This is a genomic window from Stenotrophomonas sp. SMYL86 (assembly GCF_036320025.1).
GTDB lineage: Bacteria > Pseudomonadota > Gammaproteobacteria > Xanthomonadales > Xanthomonadaceae > Stenotrophomonas > Stenotrophomonas maltophilia_A.
Map to the genome: position 1 here is coordinate 183067 of NZ_JAWIRU010000008.1, position 13633 is coordinate 196699.

The window sequence follows — 13633 nt, forward strand, 5'->3', positions numbered from 1 at the left end:
CCGATGCAACTGAGCAGCCACAGCCTGACCAACGGCGCGCCGATCGACCGCGAGTTCGCCGCCGGCGATGCCACCGGCTTCGCGCCGGACCGCAATCCGCACCTGGCCTGGAACGGCGCACCGGAAGGCACGCGTTCGTTCCTGCTGGTGTGCGTGGACCCGGATGTGCCGACCGTTGCGGAAACGGTCGGCCGCAGCGACATGACCGTGCCGCGCGACCAGCCGCGCTGCGACTTCGTGCACTGGGTGATGGCCGATATTCCGGCCTCGGTGCAGGAGATCGCCGCCGGCAGCTGCAGCGATGGCTTCGTGGTGAAGGGCAAGACCGCACCGGCTGGCCCGGCGGGCAGCCGCCAGGGCCTGAACGACTTCACCGGCTGGTTTGCGGGCAACCCGGACATGGCCGGCGATTACCTGGGCTATGACGGCCCCTATCCGCCGTTCAACGACGAACGCGTGCACCGCTATTTCTTCCGCGTGTTCGCGCTGGATGTGGCCTCGCTGGCGCTTCCGGCGCGCTTCACTGCCGCCGACGCATATCGCGCCATGCACGGCCACGTGCTGGCCGAAGCCGCACTGCATGGCACCTACACGTTGAACCCGGCGCTGGGCTGAGCGGCACGATGGGTGGTAGAGCCGGCCGCTGGCCGGCTTTGCTTCTGTAGTGTCGAGCCATGCTCGACTCACCGTAGAAGCAGTCGAGCATGGCTCGACTCTACACAACGAAGAAGGGCGGCCTTTCGGCCGCCCTTCCATCGTCTTACTTCTTCTCGATGGCCGACTCGACCACCATGTCCAGCACGTACGCCTGCGACGGCGCGTCGGCCGGCGGGTTCTTCACTTCGTAGCGCTTCACGCGCACCACGTTGCGCACGCCGTCTTCGTGGGTATAGCCCTCGATGTTGCCGTAGAAGTTCTCGAACTTGCCCGGCTCACCCTGCTTCAGGCCCTTGTCGTCGAACTTCACTTCACGCACCTGCAGGCACTGGTAGTCCGGGATCAGCGGGTGCGAGCACTTCTCGGTCTTGGCGGCCACTTCCAGGAACACGGTTTCGCCGGCGCCGCCGTAGCGGGTTTCAGCGGTCGGTTCCGGGTTGAACACCAGCACGTCGCCCTTCGCGTTGGTCAGGGTCAGCTTGCCATCGGCATCCTGCTCGGCCTTCAGCTCGCCCTGCAGGCGGCTCGACACGGCCTCGTCCAGCGCCATCAGCGCCTTGTCGGTGCAGGCCATCATGGTCGAGGCCATCGCACTGACCGTCAGCTTGCCGTCGGCCAGGGTGTAGCCGCCACCCATGTGGTTGCAGGCGTTGCTGACCGACAGGCGGCCATCAGCGAAGTCCAGGGTGACCGGCTTGTCTTCGCGGGCGAACAGCGCGTCGATGCGCTTGCCGTCGGCGGCGGTGGCCTGCTGCAGCAGCCAGTGCTGGCTCTGCAGGCGCTGCGCATCCAGGTGCGCCAGCGTCTGCTGGTCTGCTGCCTTGGCTGCGGCCGGGGCCACGTCGTCGCCGCCGGTCCCGGCCGGGGCCGGGGTCTGGCTGCAGGCGGCCAGCAGGGCCAGCGGGAGGAGCAGGGTGAGCTTGCGGTTCATGGTGATTCTCCTTGGGGAACCGTGGGGGAAACGGGGTGGGGCCGGCAACGGGGTTACCGTGCCCCGGCGCTGTTCAGCTGCCGGACGGCAACCACAGCAGCAGCGCGGCGCCCAGCGCGATGCGGTAAAGCGCGAACGCGGTGAACCTGTGCGATTTGATGTAGCCCATCAGCCACTTCACTACGACGAAGCCGGTGACGGCCGCGGCAAGGAAGGCCACGCCCACCTCGGTCCAGTTCTCGCTGCTCAGCTGTCCGGCCTTGGCCATTTCCAGGAAGGTGTAGGCGCTGGCGGCGAACATGGTGGGAATGCCAACCAGGAACACGAACTCGGCAGCCGCCGCACGGCGGCTCAGGCCCAGCAGCATGGCCAGGAAGATCGCCGAGGCCGAACGCGAGGTGCCGGGGAACACGCCGGCCACCACCTGCGCCAGGCCGACGCCGATCGCCACGGTCCAGGTCACCTGGTCGCGGTCGGGCAGGCGCGCGGTGTAGGCCTCCACCAGCAGCATCCAGATGCCACCGATGATCAGTGCCCAGGCCACCGGGCTGACCGTCTCGGGCAGCGACCAGCCGGCTTTGCGCACCACCAGGCCGACCACGGCGGTGACCAGGAAGGCCGCGCCCAGCTTGAATACGTACTCGCGGTTCTCGCGCTGCCCGAAGCCGGTGGCCAACTGCAGCAGGCGCTGGCGGAACACCAGTACCACCGCCACGATCGCGCCGGCCTGGATGACGATGTTGAAGAAGTCCGAACGGGCACCCAGCCAGTGCTGGGCGATGAGCAGGTGGCCGGTGCTGGAGATCGGCAGGAACTCGGTCAAGCCTTCGAGGATGCCCAGCAACAGGGCGGAGAGCAGGTCGGACATGGACGGTGCGGGCACGCGCGGCAGGAAGGAAGAAGGTCGAGAGGATAGACGATCACTGCCGCACCAAACGGGTGCGTCCGCTGTCGGCTGCACCCATTTGGTGCGCACGGTTCTGCACCGCTGCGGGGCGGCCTTTTTGAAATCAATGACTTGCAGCCTGCGAAAAGTTGGCACGGTCGTTGCTGTACCTCAGCAGGCATTCATCCCCATCCGAGGTCGTACCGATGTCCGTGGAAAACGTTGAGAAGCTGATCAAGGACAACCAGATCGAGTTCGTCGACCTGCGCTTTGTCGACATGCGTGGTGTCGAGCAGCACGTGACCTTCCCGGTCAGCATCGTCGAGCCGTCGCTGTTCGAAGAAGGCAAGATGTTCGATGGCAGCTCGATCGCCGGCTGGAAGGGCATCGCCGAATCGGACATGGTGCTGCTGCCGGATACCGCCAGCGCCTACGTCGACCCGTTCTACGCCGATCCGACCATCGTGATCAGCTGCGACATCCTCGACCCGGCCACCATGCAGCCGTATGGCCGTTGCCCGCGCGGCATCGCCAAGCGCGCCGAGGCCTACCTGAAGTCCTCCGGCATCGCCGAAACCGCGTTCTTCGGCCCGGAGCCGGAATTCTTCATCTTCGATTCGGTCCGCTTCGCCAATGAAATGGGCCACACCTTCTTCCAGGTCGACTCGGAAGAAGCGGCGTGGAACAGCGGCGCCAAGTACGACGGCGCCAACAGCGGCTACCGTCCGGGCGTGAAGGGCGGTTACTTCCCGGTGCCGCCGACCGACACCCTGCACGACCTGCGCGCCGAGATGTGCAAGACCCTGGAACAGGTCGGCATCGAAGTGGAAGTGCAGCACCACGAAGTGGCCACCGCCGGCCAGTGCGAGATCGGCACCAAGTTCAGCACCCTGGTGCAGAAGGCCGACGAACTGCTGCGCATGAAGTACGTGATCAAGAACGTCGCGCACCGCAACGGCAAGACCGTCACCTTCATGCCCAAGCCGATCGTCGGCGACAACGGCAGCGGCATGCACGTGCACCAGTCGCTGTCCAAGGGCGGCACCAACCTGTTCTCCGGTGACGGCTACGGTGGCCTGAGCCAGCTGGCGCTGTGGTACATCGGCGGCATCTTCAAGCATGCCAAGGCCATCAACGCCTTCGCCAACTCGGGCACCAACAGCTACAAGCGCCTGGTGCCGGGCTACGAAGCACCGGTGATGCTGGCCTACTCGGCCCGCAACCGTTCGGCTTCGTGCCGCATTCCGTGGGTGTCCAACCCGAAGGCGCGCCGCATCGAAATGCGCTTCCCGGATCCGATCCAGTCCGGCTACCTCACCTTCACCGCGCTGATGATGGCCGGCCTGGACGGCATCAAGAACCAGATCGACCCGGGCGCACCGAGCGACAAGGACCTGTACGACCTGCCGCCGGAAGAAGAGAAGCTGATCCCGCAGGTCTGCTCCTCGCTGGACCAGGCGCTGGAAGCGCTGGACAAGGACCGCGAGTTCCTGAAGGCCGGCGGCGTGATGAGCGATGACTTCATCGACGGCTACATCGCGCTGAAGATGCAGGAAGTGACCAAGTTCCGCGCGGCCACCCACCCGCTGGAATACCAGCTGTACTACGCCAGCTGACCGGTGGCGATGGCGGTGGGCTTCCCCCTCCCACCCGCCGCCATCGCTTCCGTCTTCGCGGCTGGGGAGCCGCAGGGCGGGCCCCGGTCCGCCGTGGTAGAGCGGACCCCGACCCGCCGTGGCAGAGCGGGCCGCTGGCCCGCCGTAGTAGAGCGGGCCGCTGGCCCGCCGTGGTAGAGCGGGCCGCTGGCCCGCTGCAGTAGAGCGGACTGTTAGTCCGCTGAAACAGGGGCAAGAGAGACCGGATACGCGACCAGGGCCGCCCTCCCTCCCGCGTCGGTCGTGCAAGGAGAGAGGCACGGCCGTCCCGGCCCTGTACGTGTCCGGTGCAACAGCCACGGCCATCATCCTGATGGCCGCTGGTTGCCTGATGCCAACGCGCGCTGGCGCGCTGGCCCCATCCACCCTCGGGACATGCGCATGAAACTGATCTCCGCCATCATCCGGCCGTTCAAGCTCGACGAGGTCCGCGAGGCCCTCTCCGACGCAGGCGTGTCGGGCATCACCGTGACCGAAGTGAAAGGCTTCGGCCGCCAGAAGGGCCACACCGAGCTGTATCGCGGCGCCGAGTACGTCGTCGACTTCCTGCCCAAGATCAAGATCGAAACCGTGGTCACCGATGAGCGTGCCGACGCGGTGATCGAAGCGATCCAGTCGTCGGCAGGCACCGGCAAGATCGGTGACGGCAAGATCTTCGTCACCGCCGTCGAACAGGTCATCCGCATCCGCACCGGCGAAATCGGTGCCGACGCGCTGTAACCCCTTTCCGGAGACTCCCCCATGAAGATGCGCCTTCTCACCGGGTGGCAAGCCCGGTTCCACTTCGTGTGCCTGTTGATGCTGCTCAGCGCGCTGGCCGCCGGTGCGTGGCCGGGCAGTGCCCACGCTCAGGCCCAGATCTCGCCGCTGCCGAGCGAAAGCGTGGCGGTCGAACCGTTGCAGGATCCGGTCGCTGCGGCCGCCGCACCGGCCGCGGCTGAAGCCGCCGCGACCTACGACCATGGCGACGTGGCCTGGATGCTGACGTCCACCCTGCTGGTGTTGCTGATGGTGGTGCCGGGCCTGGCGTTGTTCTATGGCGGCCTCGTGCGTTCGAAGAACGTGCTGTCGGTGCTCAGCCAGATCCTGGTGGTGTTCTCGCTGGTGCTGCTGCTGTGGGTGGCCTATGGCTACAGCGCGGTGTTCAGCGCCGGCAACCCGTTCTTCGGCTCGTTCACCGAATTCGCCTTCCTCAAGGGCTTCACTCCGGAGTCGGTCGGCAACACCCCGATCAAGGGCCTGCCGGACTACCTGTTCGTCGCCTTCCAGTCGACGTTTGCTGGCATCACCACCGCGCTGATCGTCGGCGCGTTCGCCGAGCGCATCAAGTTCCGTGCGGTGCTGCTGTTCTCGGCGCTGTGGTTCACCCTCAGCTACATCCCGATGGCGCACATCGTCTGGGGTGGCGGCTACCTGGGTGAGATGGGCGCGATCGATTTCGCCGGTGGCACCGTGGTCCACATCAACGCCGGTGTGGCCGGTCTGGTCGCCGCGTGGTTCGTCGGCAAGCGCCTGGGCTATGGCCAGACCGCGCTGAAGCCGCACAACGTGCCGTTTACCTATATCGGCGCGATGCTGCTGTGGGTCGGCTGGTTCGGCTTCAACGCGGGTTCCGCCGCTGCCGCCGATACCGTCGCCTCGCTGGCCTTCCTCAATACCGTGCTGGCCACGGCCGCTGCCGTACTCGGTTGGACGCTGGTGGAAGCGATCAGCAAGGGCAAGCCGTCGGCACTGGGCGCGGCCTCGGGCGCAGTCGCCGGCCTGGTCGGCATCACGCCGGCCTGCGGCACCGTCGGCCCGCTCGGCGCGATCATCATCGGCTTCGTCGCCGGCGTGGTCTGCGTGTGGGGTGTGACCGGTTTGAAGCGCCTGCTGAAGGTGGACGACACCGCCGACGTGTTCGGTGTGCATGGTGTCGGCGGCATCGTCGGCGCGATTCTCACCGGTGTGTTCAGTGCGCAGTCGCTGGGCGGCACCAAGGCCGATCTGGATATCGCCCATCAGGTCTGGGTGCAGGTGGTCAGCGTCGGCTTGACCGTGGTCTGGTCGGCGGTAGTGACCACGCTGATCCTGCTGGTGGTGCGCAGCGTGGTCGGCCTGCGCGTGACCGAGGAAGCAGAGCGCACCGGCCTGGATGTGACCTCGCACGGCGAGTCCGCGTACGAGGCCTGAAGTAGCGGCCGAGCTGCTGCATTGATGTTGTGGGTGCCGACCGTTGGTCGGCACTTCTACTGCTCTGGTAGGTGCCAAGCTTGCTTGGCACTGGGTCTGGGTCTGGTGGGTGCCGACCACTTGGTCGGCACAGCGGGTAGACCATCCACGCATGGCGTGGATCTACCGCATCCTCTCTGGTGGGTGCCAAGCTTGCTCGGCACGGCGGCATGCATCATCGCGCCTGATCGCGCACAATCGGGCCATGCACCCGATCCGCACCGCCCTGATGCTCTCGGCCTGCCTGCTGCTGGCCGCCTGTGCCTCCGCGCCGCAGGAAACCCACAACCCGCTCGCCACCTGGGTGCCGTCGCCGAACCAGAACGCGCGCACGCCCGTCATCATCGTCATCCATCACACCGAGCAGAAGTCGGTGCAGCAGAGCCTGCGTACGTTGCGCACGGCCAACAGCGGTGGACCAGTCAGCGCGCACTACCTGATCGGTGCCGATGGCCATCGCTACCAGCTGGTCGCCGATGAGCGCCGCGCCTGGCACGCCGGCGCCGGGCGCTGGGGCACCATCACCGATCTCAACTCCGCCTCGATCGGCATCGAGCTCGACAACGATGGCCGCAGCCCGTTCAGTGCGGCGCAGATCGAATCGCTGATCGTGCTGCTGCGCGATCTCACCACCCGCCTGAACATCCCGCCGCGCCAGGTCATCGGCCATGCCGACCTGGCGCCGACGCGCAAGCAGGATCCGAGCCGGTTCTTCCCGTGGCAGCAGCTGGCGGAGGCTGGATTCGGCGTATGGCCACGCGCCGCCGACGGGGCTGCGCCGGAAGGCTTCGACGCGTGGAATGCGCTGGCCCGCTTCGGCTATCCGCTCGACAACCGGGACGCCACCGTCGCCGCCTTCCACCGCCGTTTCCGTGGCCGCGACGACCTGCCGAAGACACTGGATGCTGAAGACGCCCGCATCCTGCATTCCCTGCTGCTGCAGACGCCGTGAACCGGCGCATGAACGCTTGGCCCCGCGCTGGGTTGCCGCCCAGCGGCCGGCACTCCACCATGGCGGCATGATTGATTCCGCCATCTTCTTCAAGCGCAAGCACTGCATCCTGCTGGCAGCGGCCGTGCTCGCCGGCTGCTCCACCACCGCTCCCCGCACTGGAACCGAAGCGCCGATGCCGGCCACACCGCCCGCGGCCACCTACGCCAAGGCCGCATGGAGTGCACTGCCACCGGTCTCCGACAGTGACCTGCAGGCCGGTTTCGTCGCCTGGCGCAGCAGCTGCACCCGCCTGAAGAACGATGCGGTCTGGGCCAAACCCTGCGCCACCGCCGCGACGGTTTCGGACAAGGACCCGGCGGCGATCCGCCAGTTCCTGCAGCGCGATTTGGATGTCTATGCATTGCGTGCCGGCGGCCACCAGGCCGACGGGCTGATTACCGGCTACTACGAGCCGATCTACCCCGGCAGCCTCACCCGCACGGCTGCTGCCACCGTACCGGTTTACGGCACGCCGAATGATCTGATCGTGGTGCAGCTGGACAGCGTCTACCCGGAATTGAAGGGCAAGCGCCTGCGCGGGCGCGTCGAGGGCAAGGTGCTCAAGCCCTATGACGACGCCGGCACCATCGCGGCCAAGGGCGCCAAGGCGCCGGTACTGGCCTGGCTGACCGACCCGATGGACCTGCAGCTGCTGCAGATCCAGGGGTCGGGCCGGGTGCGCCTGCCCGATGGCACGCAGGTACGGCTGGCCTATGCGGAACAGAACGGCCACCCCTATCGCGCGATCGGTCGCTGGCTGGTCGACCAGGGCCAGCTGAAGAAAGAAGACGTCACCATGGACGCGATCCGCGCCTGGGCCCGGGCCAATCCCGCGCGCGTGCCGGAACTGCTGCGCAGCAACCCCAGCTACGTGTTCTTCGTGCGCAACCCGGACAGCCCGGAAGGCCCACGTGGTTCACTGAACGTGCCGCTCACCGCCGGCTACAGCGTCGCAGTGGATCGCAGCGTGGTGCCGCTGGGCAGCCTGCTGTGGCTGTCCACCACGCGCCCGGACGGCACCCCGGTGGTGCGCCCGGTGGCCGCGCAGGACACCGGCGGCGCCATTGCCGGTGAAGTGCGCGCCGACCTGTACTGGGGCAGCGGCGATGCCGCCGGCAAGCTGGCCGGCGACATGAAGCAGAAGGGCAACATCTGGATGCTGTGGCCGAAGGGCGTGGCGTTGCCTGCGTCGGCCCGGTGAAGCACTCACCTGCGCGCTGCGAGGTCGGGCGATAATGGCGCCATTCCGAACTTTCCGACCGCGCCTGCGGCCAGGACCTCTGCAATGACCTACGCAAAGCACAACGCAAAACCCGGCGCGAAATCCGCCGCGAAGAAGTACTACAAGCACTGGGCCGAATCGGGCCTGGGCAAGGGCAACGTGCTGATGGAAGCCCGTGGCGAGAAGATCGTGCGCCAGGTGGAGATCTACGGCACCAAGATGGTCTGGGCCGACGAGCATGCCCACAGCGATGACCGCTTCCTGCTGGCCGACCAGCCGGTGTCGTTCCTGGATTTCGACGAAGACGACGAGATCAGCGCGCGCGAATTCGAAAGCGCCTGGAAGAAGGCCCGGGAAGCCACCGGCTACCCGGTGTAACGCTGCCCGCCCGGGCTCGGGTCCCTTTCCGCAAGGAAAGGGCTCTGCCCCCGGGCCAAGGCTCAGGCAGCCGCGTTGTAGGGTTCGATCCGGGCAAGCACGTCGGCCAGCTTTTCCTTGGTCATCGCGGCATCGAAGTCGGCCTGCAGGCCGATCCAGAACTTGTCGGAAACGCCAAAGTAGCGGGACAGGCGCAGCCCGGTGTCCGCAGTGACTGCGCGATCGCCGGAGACGATCTCGCCGATACGGCGTTGTGAGACGCCAATTGCCTTGGCCAGCCGGTATTGGGTGATGCCCAGAGGCTCAAGGAATTCATGCAACAGGATCTCGCCGGGAGCGGGGTAGGGGGCGGTTCGCACTCGCACGACTCCTTCAGTGGTAATCGACAATTTCGACCTCGGCAGGACCTTCCCGAGACCAGACAAAGCACAGCCGGAACCGGTCATTGATGCGGATGCTGTACTGGCCCCGCCGGTCCCCATGCAGCGATTCCAGTCTGTTCGCTGGCGGCAGACGCAGATCCCGCAGATCAGCTGCCACATTGAGCATGGCCAGCTTTCGCAGCGCGGCAGCTTCAATGTGGCGCCATCTCTGCACGCGATGACCATCAAACAGTGCCTGCGTACGTTTGCAGGCAAATGATTGGATCGGCATATTGATAACGTGTGACGATAGTATCGTAAGGCGTTAGTATTCCTTAGGCAAGCATGGCGCGTAATTCCCGGGCGCGACGACTGGCGACGCATTCGATGCGATCTGATGCCGGACCCGCGTTTTGCACTACATTGGTGCAATGTCCGACCCTGCACCCCCGCCATCCCTCGATGCCCTGGGCACGCCGCTGGCCTGGGCCGGGGCCGATGGCTGCATTGCCGGCTGCAATCCGGCCTTCGCCCGCTGGCTGGGTGTCAGCGCCCGGCGCCTGCTGGGTCGGCCCTTGGCCGCACTGGAAGTGCAGGGCGAGGCGCTGGCCCATTTCCTGGCCTGCGATGAGCGCGACAGCCTGCGCCTGAACCGGTTGGCGCTGGCGGTGCCCGGTGAGGCGCCGCGCTTCGCCGAGGGCTGGATGAGCCGTCGCGACGATGGCGGCTGGCTGCTGGAGGCGCATCCGGTCGATGAATTCCCCGGGTTGGACCCGACCCAGGCCCTGCCCAGCGCGCTCAGCGCGGCGCTGAAGGGACTGGCCCACGAGCTGCGCAACCCGCTGGCCGGGCTGAAGGGCGCGGCCCAGCTGCTGGCCCGCCGCGCGGCCCAGCGCGATGCCAGCGAACGCGAGCTGATCGAGCTGATCGGGTCGGAGATCGAACGCCTCAACGGCCTGCTCGACCAGCTGCTGTCGCCGGCCCCGGCCGCACCGCATGCCGAACTGAACATCCATGCCGCGCTGGAGCGCGTGCTGCGCCTGGCCGAGAACGAGGCCGGCTGGGCGGTACGCCTGCAGCGCGACTACGACCCCAGCATTCCCGAATTCCACGGCGATGCCGACCGCCTCACCCAGGCGGTGTGGAACCTGGTGCGCAACGCGATCCAGGCCGGCGCCGGCAGCATCACCCTGCGCACCCGCGTGGAGCATGGCGTGCGCATCGCCGAGCAGCTGCACACGCTGGCGCTGCGCCTGGAAATCGCCGACGACGGCCGTGGCGTGCCCGAGGAACTGGCCGAACACCTGTTCCTGCCGCTGGTCAGTGGCCGCGCCGAGGGTACCGGGCTGGGCCTGGCGCTGGCCCAGCAGGTCGCACGCGAACATCGCGGCACACTGACCTACCGCTCGCGCCCGGGCCATACCGTGTTCACCCTGCTGCTGCCGATCATCAGCGGCGCCGCCCCGGCCGAGGAGGCCCCGCGTGATGTCTGACGCCTCCATTCCCGCACAACGCATCTGGGTGGTCGACGACGACCGCGCCGTGCGTTTCGTGCTGTGCACCGCGCTGCGCGAGGCGGGCTACCAGGTCGTCGATTTCGACAGCGCCGCCCCCGCCCTGCAGGCGTTGAGCGAAGGCCCGCCGCCGGCGCTGCTGTTCACCGATGTGCGCATGCCGGGTGACGATGGCCTGGTGCTGTTGGACAAGCTCAAGGCCGCGCTTCCGCAGCTGCCGGTGGTGGTGATGTCGGCCTACACCGACGTGGCCAGCACGGCCGGTGCGTTCCGCGGTGGCGCGCATGAATTCCTGTCCAAGCCGTTCGATCTGGATGACGCCGTGGCGCTGGCGCAGCGTGTGCTGCCGGCCGTTGCACCGGCACTGGCGGCGCCCACACCTGCGGCGGAAGCGCATGGCGACCAGCCGCCGCAACTGGTGGGCGATACCCCGCCGATGCGCGCGCTGTTCCGTGCCATCGGCCGCCTGGCGCAGGCGCCGCTGGCGGTGCTGATCACCGGCGAAACCGGCACCGGCAAGGAGCTGGTGGCCAATGCGCTGCATCGCGAATCGCCGCGCGCGCAGGGGCCGTTCGTCGCGCTCAATACTGCTGCAATCCCGTCCGAGCTGCTGGAAAGCGAGTTGTTCGGCCACGAAGCCGGCGCCTTCACCGGTGCCCAGCGCCGCCATATCGGTCGCTTCGAGCAGGCCAACGGCGGCACGCTGTTCCTCGATGAAATAGGCGATATGCCGTTGCCGCTGCAGACCCGTCTGTTGCGCGTGCTGGCACAGGGCGAGTTCTTCCGCGTCGGTGGTCGCGAGTTGATCCGCGTCGACGTGCGGGTGATTGCCGCCACCCACCAGGATCTGGAAGGCCTGGTCGCACAGGGGAAGTTCCGTGCCGATCTGCTGCATCGCCTGGACGTGGTGCGCCTGCAGCTGCCACCGCTGCGCGAGCGTCGCGAGGACATCGCGCAACTGGCCAGCACCTTTCTGGCCGCCGCCGCACGCAAGCTGGATACGCCGCCGAAGCGCCTGACCGCTGCCGCACTGCAGGCGCTGCGCGAACACGACTGGCCGGGCAACGTGCGCGAACTGGAAAACGTGTGCTGGCGGATGGCGGCGCTGGCCGCCGCTGACACCATTGGCGTGGCCGACGTCGATACCGCGCTCAACCGTACGCGCGGTCGTCGCAGCAGCACCACCAACGCCGATCCGGGGCAGTGGGAGGCGCTGCTGGCCGAATGGGCACGCCGTCAGCTGGCCGAAGGCGTGGAAGGGCTGCACGCGCAGGTGCGAGAGCGGGTCGACCATGCCCTGCTGGAGGCCGCGCTGCAGATCACCCATGGCCGCCGTGCCGAAGCCGCGGCCCGCCTGGGCCTTGGCCGCAATACCCTTACCCGCAAGCTGGGCGCCGGGCGCCGTCGCGGGGGCCATTGAACGGTCCCTGCACGCGATCCTCGCGCCCGCTTGCCGAACCGTTGATCGTTCATGGACGATGCCGTCCGTAGTGTCACCTGCAAGGAGTCTTCGATGCGTCTGTCCTTTGCCATCCTGCCGTTGTCCGCCGCCGCGCTGCTGTCTGCCTGTGGCAGTGCGCCGAAGAAGGCCGAACCCACCCCGCCACCGCCGACCGTGGTCAGCGCCGCCAAGCAGGCCGAGGCCAATCTGTCGCCGGCCTCGGCCAGCATCGTCAGTGGCCGCATCGCGCTGATGGTGGAGCCCGGTGGCATCCACATCACCGGGCTGATCGGTGGCCTGCAGCCGATGCAGCAGGCCGGCTTCCACATCCACGAGCGCGGTGACTGCAGCGCGGTGGATGCCAGCAGTGCCGGCAATCACTTCAATCCCGGTGGCGCTGCGCATGGCCGCGCCGGCACCGGCAAGCACCACCTGGGCGACATGGACAATCTGCGTGCCGACGCCCAGGGCCGCGCCAACGTCGATATCCACCTCAAGGGCGTTACCCTTGGCGGAGGCGCCGCCACCGATATCGCCGGACGTGCACTGGTCGTGCATGCCAACGCCGACGACTATCGCAGCCAGCCCGCCGGCAATGCCGGCGTCCGCATCGCCTGTGGCGTGATCCGGGTTGTCCGCTGATCACTGCAGGCATCATCCAGGGAGAGATTCCATGCGTTTGATCCACACTTCGCTGTTTGCGGCCATCGCCGCGCTGGGCCTGGCGGCCTGCGGCCAGCAGCCGGCCGCTCCGCAGACTGAAACCCCGCCGGCCGCGCCGGCCGAGGGCGCAACCACTGAACCGGCCGCAGCACCGGCACCCGCTGCCGCCCCGGCTGCCGATGTCTCGGCCACGGCCGAGCTGGCGCCGACCCAGGGCAACGAGACCAAGGGCAGCGTCACCTTCAAGGTGGTTGACGGCAAGGTCCACGTGACCGGCCAGATCAGCGGCCTGAAGCCGGGCAGCGAGCACGGCTTCCACATCCACGAGAAGGGCGACTGCAGCGCGCCGGACGGCATGAGCGCCGGTGGCCACTTCAACCCGGGCAAGCAGGATCACGGCAGCGTGTCCGCCGATCCGCACCACGGTGGCGACATGCCCAACATCAAGGCCGACGACAAGGGCGTGGCCACCATCGACGGCCCGGTGTCGAGCAACGTCAACATCGGCAAGGGCGATGACTTCGACATCATCGGCCGCGGCCTGATCGTCCACGCCGATGCGGATGACTACAAGACCCAGCCGACCGGCAACGCCGGTGCGCGGCTGGCCTGCGCAGTGATCCAGAAGGCGCAGTAAGCCATCAGAAAACGCCGGCGCAAGCCGGCGTTTTTCTTTATCGGTAGTGACGGCCGCTGGCCGGCAATCGCAGATCCGGAGG

The 13633-nt window shown here is 67.4% G+C and carries 15 protein-coding genes; 11 read left to right on the forward strand and 4 right to left on the reverse strand.

All coding sequences use genetic code 11. The annotated features are described in order from the left end of the window. The first annotated feature begins 3 nt into the window (after nucleotides 1–3). Nucleotides 4–615, forward strand: coding sequence for a YbhB/YbcL family Raf kinase inhibitor-like protein (locus V3B64_RS11220; RefSeq protein ID WP_329893492.1), 612 nt, complete (start codon nucleotides 4–6; stop codon nucleotides 613–615). A gap of 145 nt (nucleotides 616–760) precedes the next feature. On the opposite strand, the gene V3B64_RS11225 is transcribed toward V3B64_RS11220, so the two are convergent. Beyond that, nucleotides 761–1588, reverse strand: coding sequence for an META and DUF4377 domain-containing protein (locus V3B64_RS11225; RefSeq protein ID WP_012509681.1), 828 nt, complete (start codon nucleotides 1586–1588; stop codon nucleotides 761–763). A gap of 73 nt (nucleotides 1589–1661) precedes the next feature. Continuing rightward, on the reverse strand, nucleotides 1662–2456 hold the full coding sequence (locus V3B64_RS11230) for an undecaprenyl-diphosphate phosphatase (protein ID WP_180844556.1): 795 nt from the start codon (nucleotides 2454–2456) through the stop codon (nucleotides 1662–1664). Between the two features lie 224 nt (nucleotides 2457–2680). Here V3B64_RS11230 and glnA point away from each other — a divergent pair, with 224 nt between their 5' ends. The 6 genes from glnA (at nucleotide 2681) to V3B64_RS11260 (ending at nucleotide 8934) form a co-directional block, all read left to right on the forward strand. Continuing rightward, nucleotides 2681–4090 (forward strand): type I glutamate--ammonia ligase, encoded by a 1410-nt coding sequence (gene glnA / locus V3B64_RS11235; RefSeq protein ID WP_004153533.1) that lies wholly within the window; start codon nucleotides 2681–2683, stop codon nucleotides 4088–4090. A 420-nt stretch (nucleotides 4091–4510) separates the two neighbouring features. Further along, on the forward strand, nucleotides 4511–4849 hold the full coding sequence (locus V3B64_RS11240) for a P-II family nitrogen regulator (RefSeq protein ID WP_004134334.1): 339 nt from the start codon (nucleotides 4511–4513) through the stop codon (nucleotides 4847–4849). 21 nt (nucleotides 4850–4870) lie between these two features. After that, complete coding sequence (amt, locus tag V3B64_RS11245) at nucleotides 4871–6301, forward strand: ammonium transporter (protein ID WP_071228817.1); 1431 nt, start codon at nucleotides 4871–4873, stop codon at nucleotides 6299–6301. 244 nt (nucleotides 6302–6545) lie between these two features. Further along, entirely contained in the window at nucleotides 6546–7292 is a 747-nt protein-coding gene (locus tag V3B64_RS11250; RefSeq protein ID WP_121505012.1) for an N-acetylmuramoyl-L-alanine amidase, read from the forward strand. 67 nt (nucleotides 7293–7359) lie between these two features. Further along, nucleotides 7360–8535 (forward strand): MltA domain-containing protein, encoded by a 1176-nt coding sequence (locus V3B64_RS11255; protein ID WP_329914161.1) that lies wholly within the window; start codon nucleotides 7360–7362, stop codon nucleotides 8533–8535. 84 nt (nucleotides 8536–8619) lie between these two features. Further along, the gene (locus tag V3B64_RS11260; RefSeq protein ID WP_032130155.1) at nucleotides 8620–8934 is read left to right on the forward strand and encodes a hypothetical protein; all 315 of its coding nucleotides are present in this window, start codon (nucleotides 8620–8622) and stop codon (nucleotides 8932–8934) included. Between the two features lie 62 nt (nucleotides 8935–8996). On the opposite strand, the gene V3B64_RS11265 is transcribed toward V3B64_RS11260, so the two are convergent. Then, on the reverse strand, nucleotides 8997–9293 hold the full coding sequence (locus tag V3B64_RS11265) for a HigA family addiction module antitoxin (protein WP_088023180.1): 297 nt from the start codon (nucleotides 9291–9293) through the stop codon (nucleotides 8997–8999). A gap of 13 nt (nucleotides 9294–9306) precedes the next feature. After that, nucleotides 9307–9588: a type II toxin-antitoxin system RelE/ParE family toxin gene (locus V3B64_RS11270; RefSeq protein ID WP_014035516.1), complete on the reverse strand. Its 282-nt coding sequence runs from the start codon at nucleotides 9586–9588 to the stop codon at nucleotides 9307–9309. Nucleotides 9589–9727: 139 nt separating this feature from the next. Here V3B64_RS11270 and V3B64_RS11275 point away from each other — a divergent pair, with 139 nt between their 5' ends. From V3B64_RS11275 to V3B64_RS11290, 4 genes are all read left to right on the forward strand, one after another. Next, nucleotides 9728–10789: an ATP-binding protein gene (locus tag V3B64_RS11275; RefSeq protein ID WP_329914162.1), complete on the forward strand. Its 1062-nt coding sequence runs from the start codon at nucleotides 9728–9730 to the stop codon at nucleotides 10787–10789. Beyond that, nucleotides 10782–12230 carry a nitrogen regulation protein NR(I) gene (gene ntrC / locus V3B64_RS11280; RefSeq protein WP_329914163.1) on the forward strand — a complete coding sequence of 483 codons (1449 nt, stop codon included), beginning with the start codon at nucleotides 10782–10784 and terminating at the stop codon, nucleotides 12228–12230. Before V3B64_RS11275 ends, ntrC begins: the two co-directional genes overlap by 8 nt. A gap of 93 nt (nucleotides 12231–12323) precedes the next feature. After that, nucleotides 12324–12893 carry a superoxide dismutase family protein gene (locus V3B64_RS11285; protein ID WP_004134573.1) on the forward strand — a complete coding sequence of 190 codons (570 nt, stop codon included), beginning with the start codon at nucleotides 12324–12326 and terminating at the stop codon, nucleotides 12891–12893. 31 nt (nucleotides 12894–12924) lie between these two features. Then, nucleotides 12925–13551 carry a superoxide dismutase family protein gene (locus tag V3B64_RS11290; protein ID WP_329914164.1) on the forward strand — a complete coding sequence of 209 codons (627 nt, stop codon included), beginning with the start codon at nucleotides 12925–12927 and terminating at the stop codon, nucleotides 13549–13551. The last annotated feature ends 82 nt before the right edge of the window (nucleotides 13552–13633 follow it).